23 protein-coding genes and 1 tRNA gene are annotated in these 16,830 nt (G+C 30.7%); 6 read left to right on the forward strand and 18 right to left on the reverse strand.

Annotation, left to right across the window (positions count from 1 at the left end):
* From RMO70_RS12590 to era, 5 genes are all read right to left on the reverse strand, one after another.
* Entirely contained in the window at window positions 1-1,329 is a 1,329-nt protein-coding gene (locus RMO70_RS12590; RefSeq protein ID WP_310556791.1) for a hypothetical protein, read from the reverse strand.
* Window positions 1,326-1,850, reverse strand: a complete 525-nt coding sequence (locus RMO70_RS12595; protein WP_310556792.1) for a hypothetical protein — start codon at window positions 1,848-1,850, stop codon at window positions 1,326-1,328. Before RMO70_RS12595 ends, RMO70_RS12590 begins: the two co-directional genes overlap by 4 nt.
* Window positions 1,851-1,913: 63 nt before the next feature.
* Window positions 1,914-2,702, reverse strand: coding sequence for an SDR family oxidoreductase (locus RMO70_RS12600; protein WP_310556793.1), 789 nt, complete (start codon window positions 2,700-2,702; stop codon window positions 1,914-1,916).
* 58 nt (window positions 2,703-2,760) lie between these two features.
* Window positions 2,761-4,071, reverse strand: a complete 1,311-nt coding sequence (der, locus tag RMO70_RS12605; RefSeq protein ID WP_310556794.1) for a ribosome biogenesis GTPase Der — start codon at window positions 4,069-4,071, stop codon at window positions 2,761-2,763.
* Between the two features lie 307 nt (window positions 4,072-4,378).
* Window positions 4,379-5,260 carry a GTPase Era gene (gene era / locus RMO70_RS12610; RefSeq protein ID WP_310556795.1) on the reverse strand — a complete coding sequence of 294 codons (882 nt, stop codon included), beginning with the start codon at window positions 5,258-5,260 and terminating at the stop codon, window positions 4,379-4,381.
* 276 nt (window positions 5,261-5,536) lie between these two features.
* Between era and RMO70_RS12615 the strand changes: the two genes are divergently transcribed.
* Window positions 5,537-5,609 (forward strand) — tRNA-Met (locus RMO70_RS12615).
* Between the two features lie 49 nt (window positions 5,610-5,658).
* Window positions 5,659-6,105 carry a KTSC domain-containing protein gene (locus RMO70_RS12620; RefSeq protein ID WP_310556796.1) on the forward strand — a complete coding sequence of 149 codons (447 nt, stop codon included), beginning with the start codon at window positions 5,659-5,661 and terminating at the stop codon, window positions 6,103-6,105.
* A gap of 53 nt (window positions 6,106-6,158) precedes the next feature.
* Here the strand turns inward: RMO70_RS12620 and RMO70_RS12625 are convergent, their stop codons facing one another.
* The 3 genes from RMO70_RS12625 to RMO70_RS12635 are packed head-to-tail and all read right to left on the reverse strand — an operon-like array spanning window position 6,159 to window position 7,639.
* Complete coding sequence (locus tag RMO70_RS12625) at window positions 6,159-6,956, reverse strand: endonuclease/exonuclease/phosphatase family protein (RefSeq protein ID WP_310556797.1); 798 nt, start codon at window positions 6,954-6,956, stop codon at window positions 6,159-6,161.
* A gap of 31 nt (window positions 6,957-6,987) precedes the next feature.
* Window positions 6,988-7,203 carry a hypothetical protein gene (locus RMO70_RS12630; protein WP_310556798.1) on the reverse strand — a complete coding sequence of 72 codons (216 nt, stop codon included), beginning with the start codon at window positions 7,201-7,203 and terminating at the stop codon, window positions 6,988-6,990.
* Window positions 7,204-7,228: 25 nt separating this feature from the next.
* Window positions 7,229-7,639 (reverse strand): hypothetical protein, encoded by a 411-nt coding sequence (locus tag RMO70_RS12635; protein ID WP_310556799.1) that lies wholly within the window; start codon window positions 7,637-7,639, stop codon window positions 7,229-7,231.
* A 153-nt stretch (window positions 7,640-7,792) separates the two neighbouring features.
* Between RMO70_RS12635 and RMO70_RS12640 the strand changes: the two genes are divergently transcribed.
* Window positions 7,793-8,098 (forward strand): GIY-YIG nuclease family protein, encoded by a 306-nt coding sequence (locus RMO70_RS12640; RefSeq protein ID WP_310556800.1) that lies wholly within the window; start codon window positions 7,793-7,795, stop codon window positions 8,096-8,098.
* A 361-nt stretch (window positions 8,099-8,459) separates the two neighbouring features.
* Here the strand turns inward: RMO70_RS12640 and RMO70_RS12645 are convergent, their stop codons facing one another.
* The 9 genes from RMO70_RS12645 to RMO70_RS12685 form a co-directional block, all read right to left on the reverse strand.
* The gene (locus tag RMO70_RS12645; RefSeq protein WP_310556801.1) at window positions 8,460-8,891 is read right to left on the reverse strand and encodes a hypothetical protein; all 432 of its coding nucleotides are present in this window, start codon (window positions 8,889-8,891) and stop codon (window positions 8,460-8,462) included.
* Window positions 8,892-8,906: 15 nt separating this feature from the next.
* On the reverse strand, window positions 8,907-9,170 hold the full coding sequence (locus tag RMO70_RS12650) for a DUF1883 domain-containing protein (RefSeq protein ID WP_310556802.1): 264 nt from the start codon (window positions 9,168-9,170) through the stop codon (window positions 8,907-8,909).
* A gap of 3 nt (window positions 9,171-9,173) precedes the next feature.
* Window positions 9,174-9,731, reverse strand: a complete 558-nt coding sequence (locus RMO70_RS12655) for a hypothetical protein (protein WP_310556803.1) — start codon at window positions 9,729-9,731, stop codon at window positions 9,174-9,176.
* Window positions 9,732-9,741: 10 nt separating this feature from the next.
* Window positions 9,742-9,939 (reverse strand): hypothetical protein, encoded by a 198-nt coding sequence (locus RMO70_RS12660; RefSeq protein ID WP_310556804.1) that lies wholly within the window; start codon window positions 9,937-9,939, stop codon window positions 9,742-9,744.
* 12 nt (window positions 9,940-9,951) lie between these two features.
* The gene (gene yidD / locus RMO70_RS12665) at window positions 9,952-10,236 is read right to left on the reverse strand and encodes a membrane protein insertion efficiency factor YidD (protein ID WP_310556805.1); all 285 of its coding nucleotides are present in this window, start codon (window positions 10,234-10,236) and stop codon (window positions 9,952-9,954) included.
* A 1-nt stretch (window position 10,237) separates the two neighbouring features.
* Window positions 10,238-10,468 (reverse strand): hypothetical protein, encoded by a 231-nt coding sequence (locus RMO70_RS12670; protein ID WP_310556806.1) that lies wholly within the window; start codon window positions 10,466-10,468, stop codon window positions 10,238-10,240.
* 2 nt (window positions 10,469-10,470) lie between these two features.
* Window positions 10,471-10,635: a hypothetical protein gene (locus tag RMO70_RS12675; RefSeq protein ID WP_310556807.1), complete on the reverse strand. Its 165-nt coding sequence runs from the start codon at window positions 10,633-10,635 to the stop codon at window positions 10,471-10,473.
* 344 nt (window positions 10,636-10,979) lie between these two features.
* Window positions 10,980-11,648, reverse strand: coding sequence for a response regulator (locus tag RMO70_RS12680; protein WP_310556808.1), 669 nt, complete (start codon window positions 11,646-11,648; stop codon window positions 10,980-10,982).
* Window positions 11,649-11,659: 11 nt separating this feature from the next.
* Window positions 11,660-13,363, reverse strand: a complete 1,704-nt coding sequence (locus RMO70_RS12685) for a hypothetical protein (RefSeq protein WP_310556809.1) — start codon at window positions 13,361-13,363, stop codon at window positions 11,660-11,662.
* A gap of 555 nt (window positions 13,364-13,918) precedes the next feature.
* On the opposite strand from RMO70_RS12685, the gene RMO70_RS12690 reads away from it, so the two are divergent.
* On the forward strand, window positions 13,919-14,764 hold the full coding sequence (locus RMO70_RS12690; protein ID WP_310556810.1) for a hypothetical protein: 846 nt from the start codon (window positions 13,919-13,921) through the stop codon (window positions 14,762-14,764).
* Window positions 14,765-14,818: 54 nt separating this feature from the next.
* Window positions 14,819-15,301: a DUF1761 domain-containing protein gene (locus RMO70_RS12695; RefSeq protein WP_310556811.1), complete on the forward strand. Its 483-nt coding sequence runs from the start codon at window positions 14,819-14,821 to the stop codon at window positions 15,299-15,301.
* On the opposite strand, the gene RMO70_RS12700 is transcribed toward RMO70_RS12695, so the two are convergent.
* Complete coding sequence (locus RMO70_RS12700; RefSeq protein ID WP_310556812.1) at window positions 15,298-15,576, reverse strand: 4a-hydroxytetrahydrobiopterin dehydratase; 279 nt, start codon at window positions 15,574-15,576, stop codon at window positions 15,298-15,300. The genes RMO70_RS12695 and RMO70_RS12700 overlap by 4 nt on opposite strands.
* A gap of 93 nt (window positions 15,577-15,669) precedes the next feature.
* Between RMO70_RS12700 and RMO70_RS12705 the strand changes: the two genes are divergently transcribed.
* Window positions 15,670-16,818, forward strand: coding sequence for an 8-amino-7-oxononanoate synthase (locus tag RMO70_RS12705; RefSeq protein WP_310556813.1), 1,149 nt, complete (start codon window positions 15,670-15,672; stop codon window positions 16,816-16,818).
* The last annotated feature ends 12 nt before the right edge of the window (window positions 16,819-16,830 follow it).

Consider the following 16,830-nt stretch of genomic DNA (forward strand, 5'->3'; position numbering starts at 1 on the left):
TTAATCGTGGTAAGAATATTCTAAAGTTATTATTGGGTCTTGATTGCTTGCAGGAATAACTTTGGTTAACATTTTGTGATTGTTTACAAAATATGTTTTGCTCAATTCGTATTTTTTACTTTCTTGATTTTCATAATATAATTTAAAACACGTTTCGGTAACTTTCTCGATTTTAGATTTCAATTTTTGCATTAAAACGCCATCTTGATACGATGTATACTCTTCAAAATAGGGAAAAACTCCTTTTTTAGAAGTATAATTTTTACTTAATAATTCATCATCTTTATAATTCTCAAAATACTTGCCGTTATGTTTGTCTTCAAAAATAAAATTAATTGGATTAGAATAATCGGTGTCATAAACCATAAATTTTTTATAGATTAAATTTTCTGATTCTTTCATAATACTATAAACTGTAATGGTCTTTACTTGATCAACTTTTGCATCATTATACACAATCATTTCTTGGTCATCATAATTTATTTTTTCATAAATTTCATCATTCCAGTTTGATGCTATTAAAAAACTTCCTTCATAAGTATAGTTTTTTTCGTAAATTTTTGTGTCATCGAAATCAATTTTTAAAGTTGGTTGTTGCAAATTATTAAGTTGAAGTTCGGTTTTTAAAATACTTTTATTCGATTTTTGGGTTTCTAAGACACGAATGCTTTTTAGTTTCGAACAACTTGTTTTGAATATATCACCCATATTCTCCAGTCCTGCAACCCATCTAATATTATTCAAATATCGTTTTAAAACTATTTCTGAATTACTTGTTCGATTGTTTTTGGATAAATATGAAATTGCTAATTCGCCGTTTTTTCTATTTTTATCCTCAAAGTTTGACTTTATATCGACTCCTAAGCATACTGATGCAAAATCGGTTAGGTTTCTTAAACCTTCATGAACCTTTAATTCATTGTCATTGTCTTTCCAAAAAACAGCACTCTGATACGAATTGTTTGCATCAGAGGCATCTATATATTGACCATTATCGAAGATGTAATAGCTGTGTTTGTTGACAATCGAAACTTCAAGATTGAATTCTTTGAAATTTGCTTTTAACTCTTTTATTTCTTGTTCAGTAAACATATTGGCTGTGTGATGCCGATTTTGCGCAAAAATATCGAAAATTATAATTTTCGGATTTCCTGCTTTTATATATACCGTATCTGCATAAATTGGCACTCGAAAATCGTCTCCGCTGAAATCATCTTTTTTTGATGTAATTGTTTCTTGAACGGTTTTCTTTTTAGTATTCGAGTTTTTTTTCTGTGCGTTTACATTCAAAAAAAGCAGAAAAAACAGTGTAATTAATATTTTGTTCATTGGGTCTGGTTTTTTGATGTTAAAGGCAAATTGATAATTAAAGAAATTTGATGATTGCCGAAATTCGGAAACGGATTTTTATTAGTCGAAATAGTATATCCGTAAAATAAATTGATATAACTCAAACCAACACCTATTTTTGGTGTTATTACAAAATCTTTAGTAACAAAATCGGTTTGGTATTTGGCCTCTAAAGCAACTGCAATAATTGATAAATTGTATTCAAGTCCTACTTTTAGCCCAAAAACATCATCAAAATTTGCTGTTTCAGGAATATATTCTAAGGATGAATAATAAGTCTTTGAGAAAAAACCAGTGCAACCTGTTGTGTATTTCATTCTTGAATATCCAATTTCAGTTTGAAATGATTTTTGAAAACCAATTCCTGTTCTTAAACAATTAAAAATTTTAGTTTGACCATATCGATTTTCAAAAGGCACTTTTGCTTTTATAGAATCTTGAACTTGCCCGAACGAGAATTGACACAAGAAGATAAAAATTAGTATCACAGCCCTTTTCATATTTTTTTAATTTGAGTATCTATTTCTTGTTTGCTACTATATTTTTATCCAATTTTTAAATAGCTACCTGACTTTACTCCTCAATACATAATAGTGCAAAAACTTAGGGAAAAATCGTTTCAAGAAAACGCCTATTGTTTCTTTTCCACCTATATACGCTTCAAATTTATTACGCTCAACCGCTTTGACAAACTTTTTTGCAAAAACACCAACAGGCATTCCGTTTTGGGTGGCATTGTCATCTGTATTTTGTTTTGAGCCATCAGCAGTTAGCGCATTTTTAGCTACATTGGTTTGAATAAATCCAGGGCAAATTAATGTGACATCAATTCCATCTTTTTGATGTTCCATTCGTAACACATCAAAAAAACCATGCAAAGCATGTTTGGCTCCACAATATCCAGAGCGATAAGGGGAGCCAAATTTCCCCATTAAACTCGTTATGGTTACAAAATGACCATTTTGGTTTTGAATAAAGTGTGGTAAAATAGCTTTTGTTATAGCAACTGTTCCCAAATAATCAATTTCAATGAGTTTTTTGTCTACACTAAAATCAGTTTCTGCTAGTAGTGATCGTTGACTTATTCCGCCATTGTTAATCAGAACATCTACTTTTCCAAAAGCTTCAATGGCTTTTTTAGTATTACTTTGAGCATTATCAAAATCGGCTAAATCAAATGGCACTATGGCAACTTCGCAATTGCATTTTGATTTTACTTTTTCTAGGGCTTCAATATTTCTTCCAGAGAGGATGAGTTTGCAGTTTTTTTCAGATAATTCGTAAGCCACAGCTTCTCCAATTCCTGAGGAAGCGCCTGTTATCCAGATTATTTTGTTGTTTATTGATGGCATAAAAAAAGTTCATTAGGTTTTGTAAACTTAATGAACTTTTTTAAAATGGAATTAAAAATTATTTTTCCCTAATGTAGATATCAATTGGAACGCCTGAAAAATCCCAATTTTCTCTAATTTTATTCTCTAAAAATCGTTTATATGCATCTTTTACATATTGTGGCAAGTTAGCAAAAAACACAAACTGTGGCGTTGGTGTTGGCAATTGCATGCAATATTTAATTTTCACAAATTTTCCTTTCAAAGCTGGTGGTGGATGATTTTCGATGAGTTTCAACATAAAATCGTTGAATTTTGAAGTTGGAATACGTTGTTGTCTGTTTTCATAAACTTGAACTGTAGCTTCCAATGCTTTAAGCAAACGTTGTTTGGTTAATGCGGACACAAAAAGAATCGGCACATCAACAAACGGCATTAATTCTTCACGAATTTTAGCTTCATAATCACGGGTTGACATCGTATCTTTTTCAACCAAATCCCATTTGTTTACTAAAATTACAACCCCTTTGCGGTTTTTTTCTGCCAACCAAAATATACTTTGATCTTGTCCTTCAAAACCACGAGTAGCATCAATAATTAAGATACAAACATCTGCGTGTTCAATAGCACGAACTGAACGCATCACGGAATAAAACTCTAAATCTTCTTTTACTTTAGCCTTACGACGAATTCCCGCGGTATCAACCAAATTGAATTCAAATCCAAAACGGTCAAACTTGGTGTCAATTGCATCACGAGTAGTACCTGCAATATCAGTAACCATAAATCTTTCTTTGCCAATTAATGCATTGATAAAACTTGATTTTCCAGCATTAGGACGACCCACTACCGCAAAACGAGGCAAAACCACTTCTTCTTGAACTGGTTCAGGTTTTATAGGAAACGCATCAATTAGTGCATCTAGTAAATCTCCAGTTCCGCTTCCTGAAATACTCGCAAAAGTATAATATTCACCCAATCCAAGGTTGTAAAATTCAATTGCATCTTTCTCGCGCATTGCATTATCAACCTTATTTACAGCAAGTAAAACAGGTTTGGTTACTTTACGCAACATTTTGGCAACTGCATCATCCATTGGAGTAATGCCTTCTTCCACATCAACTACAAAAATAATCACATCACTTTCGTCAATGGCTAATTCCACTTGTTTACGGATTTCTCCTTCAAAAATATCGTCAGATCCTCTAATGTAACCCCCTGTATCTATTACAGAAAATTCCTTTCCGTTCCATTCGCTTTTGCCATAATTACGATCACGAGTTACTCCCGAAACCGAATCGACAATCGCTTCTCTTCTTTGTATCAACCTATTAAAAAGTGTCGATTTCCCTACGTTAGGTCTTCCTACAATGGCTACAATGTTATTCATAATGCTTTTTCAAATATTTTGCAAAGGTAGTCAAAAAAGCGACTAAGTTGCTAAGTAACTAAGATTCTAAGTATTTATAGTTTTTTTTAGGAGCTATTCCTGCTATTCGTTGCAAACGAAGTTCACTGAACTCCTATTAAATGTAATCTTAGTGAAGTAATCTTTTCCTCTTGTTCTCGATACTCCTCTCAAAAAATCGAGGAACTCGAACTTACTAGAAAAAGGATTTCCACTACTATCAGGGTTAGGGTTTTGTCAACAATTCAGGGTTTTGGATTAAATAAATAACCGAATCCACGAATAAACGTTATTGATTATATCCAAATCGCTTCAGCATATTGGCATTGCTTCGCCAATTTTTGTTCACTTTTACATACAATTCAATATGTATTTGTTTGCCAAAAAACTTCTCTAAATCGGCACGAGATTCAACACCAACTCTTTTCAAAGCTTCACCTTTATGACCAATAATAATTCCTTTTTGCGTATCACGTTCTACCATAATAACAGATCTAATTCGGATAATGTTATCATCTTCGAAAAATTCTTCGGTTACAATTTCTACCGCATACGGAATTTCTTTACTATAATGTAACAAGATTTTTTCACGAATAGTTTCGTTTACAAAGAAACGTTCAGGCTTGTCAGTCAATTGATCTTTAGGGTAATATGCTGGAGATTCAGGTAATAATTTTATGATTCTATCAAAAACTTCGGGTACATTAAAATTTTGCAAAGCAGATATTGGAAAAATCTCTGCGTTAGGCACTTTTTCTGTCCAGAACGCCACTTGCTCTTCTAGTTGTTCTTGGTTTGAAGTATCTATTTTATTCAATAACAATAAAACAGGGATTTTTGCGTGAATGATTTTATTAAAGAAAGCTTCATCTTTTAAATCTTGTTCGCCAATTTCGACCATATAAATCAAAACATCAGCATCTTCAAAAGCTGATTTCACAAAATTCATCATCGATTCCTGCATTTCGTATGCTGGTTTGATAATTCCTGGTGTATCAGACAAAATCATTTGGAAATCTTCACCGTTTACAATTCCCAAAATTCTATGACGTGTGGTTTGTGCTTTGGAAGTAATAATTGACAATCGTTCTCCAACAAAGGCATTCATTAAGGTCGATTTTCCGACATTTGGATTTCCTATGATGTTTACAAAACCTGCTTTATGTGACATTTATTTTAAATTTTATGGTGCAAAGGTAATCATATCAGTGTAATAGTTGTTCATTTTATATAATATACTTTTTGTTAATCGGAACTTTACCATTTGACAATGCTATTTAAACACTTAGTTATCAGTATTTTAAAATAAATTTAAAATATTTTGCGATTTTTGTTGCGAGAGTGAATATTCGTTGTATATTTGCACTCGAAACAATAAGCAAATCAAATTGTTTCAATTTCTTTAAAAAAGAAATGTTCTTATTAAACTTGAAAGTTAAATATATATCGCGGGATAGAGCAGTAGGCAGCTCGTCGGGCTCATAACCCGAAGGTCACAGGTTCGAGTCCTGTTCCCGCTACTAGGTAAGCCATTCAGAAATGAGTGGCTTTTTTTTATAAAATGGAATTATGAAAAGAGTTATTGAATACAGAAAGTTATTAGAAGTTGATAAAAATGTAACTTTAAAAGAATTGAAAACCATTTACAGAAACAGTATGAAAGACACTCATCCTGATAAATTTGTAAATGACGAAGCGGGTAAATTAGCTGCTGAAGAAACGAGTAAAAATATTATCAATGCGTATCATTTTTTAGTGAGTATTTCTGCTGAAACTGTTGAAAAAAACCTCCCTGAATATACCGATACGATTACCAATTCAAATATTCACGATTTTCGTCTAGAAAAATCTACTTTACATATTAAATATTTTAATGGAATGGAGTACGAATATATTGGTGTGCCGAGAAATATATATGTAAAAATGGTCAATGCAGAATCGCCAAACCGTTTTGCAAAACGTCACATTTACGGAAATTTCATCTACAGAAAATCTGGCGAAGCAGCCGAAGATTAATTAAATAGTAATTCTATTATAAGTGAAAGACTTTCTGAAAAGAAGGTCTTTTTTTATTTTAGTAAAATTTCAGCACTTATAGGTATGTGATCTGAAATTTCTCTGGCTTGTTTTAAAGTTTTAAATTGTTTGTAAAAATGAATTACACCATTTTTTTCAATCTCAACTTTGGATGTATTGTGCCAAATATTATCAAATTCAGATGCCAAGCATTGCTCTTTATGGCATTCTTTTTTTAAAGATGTTTTTTGATTTTCAAAAACTGATTTGTATGCCATTTTTCTCAATGGGTTGAAAACAGTATGCGATTGAGGGCAATTAAAATCACCAACAAATATTAAATTTAAATTGGGATATTCTAGAGGTATGAATTTGAAATATTTGATTTCAGTTTCTGGATTTCTGTTTTTAGTTATAGCATGAAAATTGACTAGAGTAAATGTCTTTTTGTTATGTTCGAAAGTTGCGTAATAGGGCTCGCGATCTATTTCAATATGGTATTTTTTTTCTAGCCAAGCTTTTCCTTTTATTTTTAACTTGCTCGTTTTCCAGAGAAAAGCATAACGTTCCGTTTTGTATGCACTACTTGAAGTTGGGTCACTCACAGTATAATCCCATTTCGCACCTTTTCTGTTAAGTTCGTCAGCAAGTTTGGCTACGGCTTGTGTGCCACCATAACCCGCAACTACTTCTTGAATTGCTACGACATCAAAATTCCTTAAAGTATTTGCCATAAAAACAATGGTTTCCTCTGATTTTGATTTGCCCAGATTTTCAACATTCCAAGAGCAAATATTTATTTGGGCATAAAATGATGTAGCATATAATAGAAGGGAAAAGTATTTTTTCATTATTAAGATTAAATTTCAAATATAACAGATTTTAATCTTCCCAACCACAAAGAGTGAGCCCTAATGATTGTGCTTCTGGTAATGTTTTTTTTACAACCTCGTGTTTACAATTGCCTAGACCTCGACAAGTTTCTGAGTAATGGTATTTTTTGGCTCCTGATGGACCACAAATGTATACATCGACTTTAGTGACATTGAAAGCCATCACTATAAAACACAAAAAAAACATAATTTTATTTTTCATCATTTTTTAAATGTTCTATTAGTCAATTTTAATCTACGTCAACTTCTAGTTCATACTCATTTCCTTTGTTGTCAATGGCTTTTAGTTTTCCATAGTCCATCCATTCGGCTTCGATTTCGATTTCTTCCCCGTATTTGTTTGTAATGATTCCTGCACCTTGATTGCCATCAATATTAATGTTTCCAGAAATAGGAATCCCATTTTTATCTGTTCCAATCACTTTATAATTGTATTCATAGTCACCTGAAATTCCTGTGCGGTATTCGTATTTGTATTTTTTGTCAATATGATAGGTTTTTGCTTCATAAGGTGTTATGGTCTTTATGTCATTAGGTTTAATAATCTCTTTTTGAAATGATGGTATTTGTGGTTGTTTTTTTTTACAACTTATTGTAGTTATTATTAAAACTAAAAATAAAGCTCGTAGGGTTGTAATCATAGTGTTATTTTTACTCAAATGTAATTTGGGCAAAAATGATTTCCTTACGGGAAACCTCATATTGGAAATTAAAAAAATGTATCAAAAAAATATATCATAAAAAGCGCTATTTGTTATCTTTTCATCACATTTAATAAATATTATATTTGCATTATGAAACCAGGATTTACATACATCATTACAAACAAAAATAATACAGTATTGTACACAGGTGTTACTTCAAATCTTCCCAAACGAATTGAAGATCATAAAGAAAAGCGTTATAAAAAATCTTTTTCTGCTAGATACGATTTATGCAAACTCGTTTATTTTGAACAATTCCAGATGATAGGAGATGCTATTGGAAAAGAAAAGCAAATTAAAGGTGGTTCAAGAAAAAAGAAAGAGTTATTAATTGCTTCTATAAATCCTGAATGGAGAGATTTACATGAGGAAATAAAAGACATAATGATTTGGTAGTTATTATAAAAAATTGATTAATCCAAAGATTGCTTCGTCGTTCCTCCTCGCCATGACGAATCCGTATAAATTAATTGTTGCAATAAGTGAATTTACTTTCCAAAATGGAATGCAGATGATTTAAATATCAAGGTTCGTTTTTAGGTCATTGCGAGGAGGAACGACGAAGCAATCTTTGGAAAGAACATCATTAAAAACTCCAAAATGTTGCATTTTGGAGTTTTATGAATGTTTTACTTTTTTGGCACCGATGGTTTTGGCACCGATGGTCTTGGAGGATTATTACCTCTATTTCCGCCTGATGGTTTTCCAGTTTTGCTTGGTGCGTTGGGTGGTTTTTGATTTGCCATTTTTATATTTATTAATGGGTTAAAATTGTTTTTATTTTTTCAAAAATTAGACTCGCATCTTTATCATTTTCGATTCTAAAATTATTTTCAGATGGATTTTTTTTCACCCATTCTATTTCATAATCAGTACTCAATTTTTCTACAGCTTGAGTAGACGAGCCTCTTGTTCTAGTAGCGCAAATGATGGTGTCACAATTCAATTTAACAAATAATGGAAGTGAATTAAATATTCTAGAGTTGGGATCACCTTGGCTTTCAATACCAATTATTTTTCCATTAATGACAATTATAACTCTAATGTCTCCTTTGTCGTTTGTAATTTGATTAAAATCATTTAAAAATGAAAAATCTTTAAATTCATTTATTAATTTTGCATACAGTAATTTTATAGTTTCAGATTTTCCTATGCTAGAAACTCCAAATAATGCGATTATGTTTTTCATTTATTAGTTGTTTAATTATAAAATTCTCACTGAAGAACTCACGTTACCTTTGTAACCTCCTAAATCAATCGTTACAAACCAATGTCCTGAATTTGGCACAGTAATTCTGAATGGAGATCTAGTTATATGTCCTCCATAATATTCATGTTTTTTTCCAGTTTTATAATATTGAAAGTTATTATAATTCAATAGTTTTACATTGGCTGAGTTTCCTGAAAGTGTTACCTCAATAATTTCTCCACCTTGGAGATTATTCAATTCATAATGTTGAAATTTCATAATCTATTTTATTTTTAATTCCTCTATTTTATTTTTGGCTTCGTCAAAAGATTTTTCAATTAAATCGGCATTCTCAATAAAAATGGTGCTATCTGACCCGTATCTTTCAAGATTTATATACCAAGTCGGCTTCCCTTTACTGATATAATATCCAACTTTAAAACCATCAGTAGTTGTGAATTTATTTTCTAGATAATCTGGATTTAAGAACAAATCTTTCTCTAATTCTCCTCTCAAAGATTTTAATGCTTTTAATAACTCAACTAAATCCGAATGTTCTATTGATGCTGTTTGACTTCCATATTTACCTTCCTTTTCCATCTGAAAAAAATAACTAGTTAATGACCCACTAACGACTTTTCTAATTCGAGTTTCAGTCAAACCACCATAAGAAGTTTTAATTCCTTTAAGATTTGAATCGATAAATTTTACAATTGTTCCAGTTTTAGATGCAAAAACATCCATTTTAGTTTTTAAATTCTCAACCTCTTTTTTGATTTCTTGCGCAGACAATAGTGATGATACAAAAAATAACGCAATGGTATATATTTGATTTTTCATTTGTAAATATTTAACTAGTATGACAACTATTCGAACAATAATAACATCCATTTACATCATCGTAAGTTTTCTTTGCTTCTTTAACAGCATCTTTACAATTTGAAAAATCTCCTAGATATTTCTTATCGGAAGGCAAATAAGTACAAATTTCAGTATGAACTTCATGATCTCCATTTGATTGAGCTTTGTTGTTTACATAATATTTCATAATATCTTTTTTTTATTTAATTAATAATCTTTCTGCTATCTCTTCACTATCAACTACAATTCTAGATGGCAACAGCATTTGTGTTTTGTTATTCATTGGGTTTTCAAAAATTTCAAAACCATTTCTGCAATTTTTATATCTAAAACGGAAGGCTTTTAATCCTCTTAGAAAACCTTTTTTCTGAGTTGTTTCATAAACATAATGAGAACATGATTTCTTGAAAATGCATTTTGGTTCAGTATTTTTAGGTTTTGAGAACCAATAGATGCGAATCATTAAAAGGATTAAATACTTCATTTTATTTTTCAAATACAATCATTTGCCTGTTTGTAGTATAGCCAGGTTTTGCACCCAATCCAAAACATCCTGTTTCTGGGTGTACAAATGTGATTACACTTTCTAACCGAACATATTTCCAGCCCTGATTCCCAAAATTTGTAATCAAACTTTGTAATTGTTCGGCTACATGTGCTGATGTTCCTTTATTGGCATCGATTGATGCTACGAATGGTATTACTTTATATTCCATGATTATATTACTTTCTTTTTTTTATAGTGATTATTAGTTTTAGAATTTTTATATTTTCCTCCTTTATGCGAACTTCCTTTGCCGTTCTTATAGCGTCCGCTTTGCGCATCTACACTGCCGCCAACGAGGAACAGGAATAAAGTAAATGCAAGAATAATTTTTTTCATAATTTTCTATTTTTAAATTAATAATATCCAAACTTAAACCCAATAAAAAGTTATTCCTTACGGGAAACCGTAAAGAGGAAAAATAATTTTAAAAGAAGTAATAATCTTGAATTTTAGCCCCGGTTGAAGTGGAAATCCTTTTGCTTTTTTGACTTTGCGAGGTTACGAAGCAATCAAAAAGCAAAAGATTGCAACGTAAAACGGGAGGATGGATGAAATAAGCGGGAGTGTTGTGCTTCTAAAAAAAAATATTGTAGGCTTTCCAAAGATTGCTTCGTCGTTCCTCCTCGCAATGACCTGACAGGTTTTAAAACCTGTCAGGTGTGTAATTGAAATAAGCTGTTTTACACCAATCCTAAATCTTTGGCTATAGAAACCAAATGTGCTGGATTATTTGCTTTGAAATAAATTTTGAGTTTGCTGATGCGTTTTTCGATAGTGCTTTTACTATTTGGAGTTATGCCTAGTTCTAAAAATTTGGCATCCATACTTTCTTGAGGTACACCGTAGGAGAGTTGTTTGATTAATTGAATATCATAATTATCTATTTCTTGAACAGTTTTGTCATGAAGTATTACTGAATGCTCAGGTGCAATATATCTTTCCTTTTTGTTATAAACCCATTCAATTGCTTTTTTAAGTTCAGGAATACTATTGCGACCTTTGGCTACAAAACCATCAATGTTTAAATGCTCAAAAAGCGATTGTATGCGATAAGATTTATTCTCAACCGAAAAAACAATGATTTTTATGTTTGGATTTAATTGTCTCGCAGCTTTGATTAATTCTTCACCTGAGTTTAGTGAGTTTTTTCGATGGTCTTCTATAAACGATAAATCGGTTATGAGCAATTCAAAAGGCTTCTGGTCTTGAGTCGCCTTTTTAATTTTGAGTAGGGCATCGTCACAATATTTGGCATATTCAATCTCAGAAATAACTAACGTTTCGAGTGCTTGTATGACGGCAATATTGTTTGTGTCTAGATCTTCGGCTACAATTACTTTCTGAAACATAGTTGTAATGGTTATATTAAAAATTTTATGCTTGCTTTAAATCCGTTATCGATTTGTGAGTCAAAAGTAATTGTTCCGTTATTAGCAAGAATACGGTTTTCCACATTTTGGAGTCCGTTTTTTGAAATTTGTGTTACATCACATCCTTTTCCATTGTCTTTGTATTCTATTGTTATATTATTTTCTGAGGCTTCAAAGCCAATAAGCACATGGCTACAAAGACTGTGTTTTTTCATATTCACCATTAATTCTTGTAGGGTGCGGTGTATGTCTATCTTTTTTGAATCTTGTATTTTTGACCAATCGATTTTATTATTGTCGTTTATAATAATGTTTACTTTTTCGTTTTGATAATTTGAAAGCATTTTTTTTAGATTACTACTAAAATTTACACCTGTATCTATAGTGTTATTTTCTTGCGAAATATTTCGGGTTCTGACATATATTTTTTCGAGATTGTTGAGCAGTACTTCTTTTTTATCATCATTAGATAAATCTTGGGTTTCTGTAAAAACCATCGTTTGGTATACATCGTTGGCTAGTTCGTCATGGAGTTTTTTTGCAATTCTGATTTCGGTATTGTAAGCAGCTTGAATACGTTCATGCTTATTTTTGTTTTTGAAATGACTATAAACATATACAATCCCACCAAGTAAGGAAAGAAAGCCAAACACAAAAAGATCAGTTTGATTTTTTTGTTTTTGAAGTTTTAAATCGGTTTCTGTATTTTTATTTTTAAGTTTTAGATTTTCTTCAATAGCACTTCTAGAATCGTATTTTATTTTAGCAAATTGATTTTTAGCATTATTGCGAACCTTTGTAATGCTATCGTTTAGATGTGCATATTGAATTGCGTAGTTATTTTGACCCTTTTCTTGATTGTATGACATTAAAAAAACTAATGATTCCAATCGCTCATCAACACTATTCAGTTTGGTTGCTAGTTTGTAAGCATCAAATGCATTTTGCTTGGATTTTAGTTTGTTTGTGTTTTGATAATATTCGGCTAAATGCAAATAACTATTAATAATTCCATAGGAATCACTGTTTTTTTGCCTAATTAATAGTGCTTGATTTATTAAAGAGAATCCTTTTTCATTGAAATTAGCTTTATAATAAGAATAGCCTAGATTGTCAATTATTCTTGCTTTTTTATTTTCAATGGTGTCTAAAAGTGGCAACTTTGAAATTGGCTCCAAAAGCTTAATGGCATTTAAATAATTCCCTTTTTCGATATAAACTAATGCAATATTATTTGTTGGTGTAACTCTTGATAGAGTATCATTTGCTATTTTTAGAACGGTATTGTAATAATTAATTGCATCGTTGTAATTTGACAATTCTTTTGAAGAAATCCCTAAAGAGTTATAGATTTCTGATTTATATGTGATGTTTTTATTGTTGTAAATCAAGGCTTCAACAAGACTTTCCTCACTACCGCTATAATCACCATAGGTTTGCTGGATTTGAGCAATTCTAATGAGATTAAATGTTATTGAAGCACTGTCTTTTTTGATTTTAAAGGCATCATTTGATTTGTTATAATAATAAAATGCCGTATCGTATTTTTGATTTAAAAAATATTCTTCACCTAACTCTAGGTGTTTTTTAGCATCGCTAGCATTAATTAAAGTGTCATATTTAATCTTATTATTCTGTTTACAAGAAAACGCAAAAAACACAGCTATTAAAATAAAAATCGGGGAACGCATCATAAAAGATAGTTTCCCCGAAGTTAGTAATTATATTAATTACACAAGCCCTTTAATAAGACTATTTTGGTGGTTTAATAATGATATGGTCATCACCGGGTCCAGGAACTTCTGTTGCGGAAATTTGTTGAGTTTCTTCTTTAGAAACACTATCAGCTGTGCATGACACAAACCCTAAACTCGACACAGTAAATACTGCGATATAAATCAGTTTTTTCATAATATTTAGTATTAAAAATTAAGCATAGATTTGGCCGTTCGATATTTAAAATCGAATGTTGTTAAGCGACCAATCCAGATAGAAAAGCGAGTACTCTGCTTTGTTGTGGGAAGTGAAGTGAGCCGTTACAGAAAGGTTTAATTATACTTCCCTGGAAAAAAATTCCAATCTGTAAGGCATCACTTTTTTAGAACTAGTTTTGTACATTTGTATTAATAGCATGTTAACACGAGAACTAATTCTGAAGCAAAGATGTGGCGTTCTTGTTGAATAATTTTAATGCAATTCCGATGATTCCGATGAATTCCGATGATTCTAATAAATTCCAATAAATGCGTATGAAAAAAAGTACCCCAGAAAGTTATTTGATTGAAATTAAAGCAAAATATGAGATAGAAAAAACGGAAGAATATTCAAGTTATTTATCTAAACCCACTCCTGCATCTTTAAGGGATTTATGTAACATATTAGACAATTCTAAAATCTCTCCAATTGACAAAGAAATTTTAAATAAGTTTTATACAATTGACAAATTTGATATAGATAAGTTTAGACCAATTTGTAATTTTTTTAAAGGAAAAACTGAAGTTCCCCAACAATCCATAGTTGATGTAATGGCATTGTTAGTCAATTTTCAATCAAGACCTTTAGGTAAGTACTTGAAAAAAGAAGATATAATAAATGAATTAGCAATAGGTAACATTGAAGAAACTCTTAACAAGAAAGAGGATTTTAAAAATCAAATTCAAAAATCAAATGGTCTTCTTGAAAACCAAAAAAAACAATCTTGGATTCAAAAAAACAAACTAAAAGTTGGTGTTTTCTTTATTATCCTCTTTTCTGGTTTTGTTACAAAGCAAGTTTTTTTTTCTACTAAAGAATGTATGATTTGGAAAGACAATCATTATGAAGCAATTGCTTGTGATGAAACACCTACTTCTGGATATGGATTAATCTCAAGTTCAAATATTAAAAGGGAAGATTATTTGATTGATAATTTTCAAAAAATTGAAATCACTAAGAATACCATTTTTTTTAAGAATGGCAGACCATGTGTTTGGTATGGAAAATCTCTCGAGGGAAATCTTGAATATTTTTCCTACGATGGTCGACATCCAGAAACTGGAAAAACTTTAAAAGAAATAACACCATATATGATAGAAGAACATATTATGAAAAATTAAATTATTTCAATATATTTATTATATTTGATTAAACAATTCTTAAAAAACTAAATTATGGAAATTAATTTTATAGCACTTTTGGTAAGCGCATTGGTCACATTGCTAGTAGGAATGCTTTGGTATAGCGAAAAAATGTTTGGTGGAATTTGGATGCGAGAAACAGGACTTACACCAGAGGATTTAAAGAAAGGGAGTATGCTCAAAATATTTGGTTTTACCTATCTGTTTTCTTTCTTCCTAGCTTTTATAATGCAAATGTTGGTTATTCATCAGTTTGGAGCAATGGGAATGATTGGTGGCGATGCAACTAAAGCACTTCCTTCTTATGCTGCTTTTATGGCAGATTATGGAATCACATTTAGGACTTTTAAACACGGAGCTTTACACGGTTTTATGACGGGCCTCTTTTTTGCATTACCAATTATAGCGATAAATGGGTTATTTGAAAGAAAATCATGGAAATACATTTGGATTCATGCGGGTTATTGGGTTATCACACTAACCATTATGGGTGCAATAATTTGCGGTTGGGTTTAAAATAATTTCTCAATATTTGTAGCCAAATTAAAATCTTTATCCGTTACGCCATCTGCATCATGTGTGGTTAAACGGATATTGACTTTGTTGTACACGTTATATAATTCTGGATGATGGTTAGCTTTTTCTGCTAAAACACCTACTTGAACTATGAAACCAAGTGCTTGTGAGAAGTTTTTAAATTCAAATTTCTTCTCAATCCCATTGTTTTCAAAATTCCAATCTGGTAAATCTTCTAATTTTATATTTGCTGATTCTACATTATAAGTTGTCATAATTTATATTTTTAATAAAATTAGTTATTTTAAATACTAACTCGTAATGTTTTAACATTATTGATTATTTTTGTCCAAAATATAATTCAAAATTTGGATCTTTCATTTTCCTTTAAAATTTATTCCAGTGCTGGCAGTCTTCCTCAAAATTGGGATGCGTTAGCCATTGAAAACATTTTTCTTTCGAAGAAATACCTTCAAGTTCTTGACGAATCATCTCCTAAAAATATGATTTGTAATTATATTGGGTTGTATAAAAATGAAGAAATTGTAGGTCTCGTCATAACTCAAATGCTCACATTGACCGAAGTATCATCATTTGGTGTTAACAAAAGTTGTATTAAATCAAAACTTAGGGATTTTGTTTTCAAGAATTTTGCTAAAAATGTTCTTTTAGTTGGTAATAATATGCTAACTGGGCAAAATGCTTTTATTTTTTCTGATAAAATTTCAGTTACAGATGGACTTTCCATATTGAAAAAAGCAGTTACTCATCTTAAAATGGAATTTAAATCTCGAGGCAAGAAAATTCATATTACCTCGTTTAAAGATTTCACAATCGAAGAAAGTAAAAATTTTAAGTTGGAAGGTTTTAAAAAATATTCCATATTTTCGACCCAACCCAATATGGTTTTTACTAATTTGGACTTTTGGAAAACCGAAGAAGATTATGTAACTGCACTTTCTAAAAAATACAGAGATCATTACAAACGAGCCCGAAAAAAATCAGAAATGGTTGTCAAAAGGCAAATGACATTAGAGGAAATTACTGAAAATAATCCAAAAATAAATGAACTCTACCTTAATGTGACCAAAAATGCACCTTTTAATACTTTTTATTTAGCTGAAAATCATTTTGCTAATTTGAAAGATGTATTGGGAGATAAATTTCTATTTTATGGTTATTTCTTAGATGAAAAATTAATTGGCTTTAATACAATAATTGTTAATGGAACTTCGCTTGACACTTATTTTTTAGGATATGATAACCAACATCAGAAGGATAAAATGTTGTATTTGAATATGCTATACGATATGATTGGATATTCGATTGCTAAAAAATATTCTAAATTAATTTTTTCAAGAACAGCTTTAGAAATTAAAAGTTCTGTGGGTGCCAAGCCTATTGAAATGGTTGGTTTTATTAATCATTCTAACCAATTTATTAATAGGTATATAGGTAAATTGTTTCGTTATTTTGACCCTAAAGTAACTTGGATTGAGCGAAATCCTTTTAAGTAGTTGATAGGAAAA

Origin of the sequence: Flavobacterium sp. (assembly GCF_031422135.1) — a bacterium.
Taxonomy (GTDB): Bacteria; Bacteroidota; Bacteroidia; order Flavobacteriales; family Flavobacteriaceae; genus Flavobacterium.

Bases quoted from the DNA above. Each gene is read 5' to 3' on its own strand.
- RMO70_RS12635 (WP_310556799.1), bottom strand. From the start codon at position 7,639: ATGATTACAACCCTACGAGCTTTATTTTTAGTTTTAATAATAACTACA.
- RMO70_RS12685 (WP_310556809.1), bottom strand. From the start codon at position 13,363: ATGATGCGTTCCCCGATTTTTATTTTAATAGCTGTGTTTTTTGCGTTT.
- RMO70_RS12660 (WP_310556804.1), bottom strand. From the start codon at position 9,939: ATGAAATATTATGTAAACAACAAAGCTCAATCAAATGGAGATCATGAA.
- RMO70_RS12650 (WP_310556802.1), bottom strand. From the start codon at position 9,170: ATGAAATTTCAACATTATGAATTGAATAATCTCCAAGGTGGAGAAATT.
- RMO70_RS12640 (WP_310556800.1), top strand. From the start codon at position 7,793: ATGAAACCAGGATTTACATACATCATTACAAACAAAAATAATACAGTA.
- yidD (WP_310556805.1), bottom strand. From the start codon at position 10,236: ATGAAGTATTTAATCCTTTTAATGATTCGCATCTATTGGTTCTCAAAA.
- RMO70_RS12670 (WP_310556806.1), bottom strand. From the start codon at position 10,468: ATGGAATATAAAGTAATACCATTCGTAGCATCAATCGATGCCAATAAA.
- era (WP_310556795.1), bottom strand. From the start codon at position 5,260: ATGTCACATAAAGCAGGTTTTGTAAACATCATAGGAAATCCAAATGTC.
- RMO70_RS12645 (WP_310556801.1), bottom strand. From the start codon at position 8,891: ATGAAAAACATAATCGCATTATTTGGAGTTTCTAGCATAGGAAAATCT.
- der (WP_310556794.1), bottom strand. From the start codon at position 4,071: ATGAATAACATTGTAGCCATTGTAGGAAGACCTAACGTAGGGAAATCG.
- RMO70_RS12595 (WP_310556792.1), bottom strand. From the start codon at position 1,850: ATGAAAAGGGCTGTGATACTAATTTTTATCTTCTTGTGTCAATTCTCG.
- RMO70_RS12630 (WP_310556798.1), bottom strand. From the start codon at position 7,203: ATGATGAAAAATAAAATTATGTTTTTTTTGTGTTTTATAGTGATGGCT.
- RMO70_RS12700 (WP_310556812.1), bottom strand. From the start codon at position 15,576: ATGACAACTTATAATGTAGAATCAGCAAATATAAAATTAGAAGATTTA.
- RMO70_RS12695 (WP_310556811.1), top strand. From the start codon at position 14,819: ATGGAAATTAATTTTATAGCACTTTTGGTAAGCGCATTGGTCACATTG.
- RMO70_RS12590 (WP_310556791.1), bottom strand. From the start codon at position 1,329: ATGAACAAAATATTAATTACACTGTTTTTTCTGCTTTTTTTGAATGTA.
- RMO70_RS12655 (WP_310556803.1), bottom strand. From the start codon at position 9,731: ATGAAAAATCAAATATATACCATTGCGTTATTTTTTGTATCATCACTA.
- RMO70_RS12690 (WP_310556810.1), top strand. From the start codon at position 13,919: ATGAAAAAAAGTACCCCAGAAAGTTATTTGATTGAAATTAAAGCAAAA.
- RMO70_RS12600 (WP_310556793.1), bottom strand. From the start codon at position 2,702: ATGCCATCAATAAACAACAAAATAATCTGGATAACAGGCGCTTCCTCA.
- RMO70_RS12680 (WP_310556808.1), bottom strand. From the start codon at position 11,648: ATGTTTCAGAAAGTAATTGTAGCCGAAGATCTAGACACAAACAATATT.
- RMO70_RS12625 (WP_310556797.1), bottom strand. From the start codon at position 6,956: ATGAAAAAATACTTTTCCCTTCTATTATATGCTACATCATTTTATGCC.
- RMO70_RS12675 (WP_310556807.1), bottom strand. From the start codon at position 10,635: ATGAAAAAAATTATTCTTGCATTTACTTTATTCCTGTTCCTCGTTGGC.
- RMO70_RS12620 (WP_310556796.1), top strand. From the start codon at position 5,659: ATGAAAAGAGTTATTGAATACAGAAAGTTATTAGAAGTTGATAAAAAT.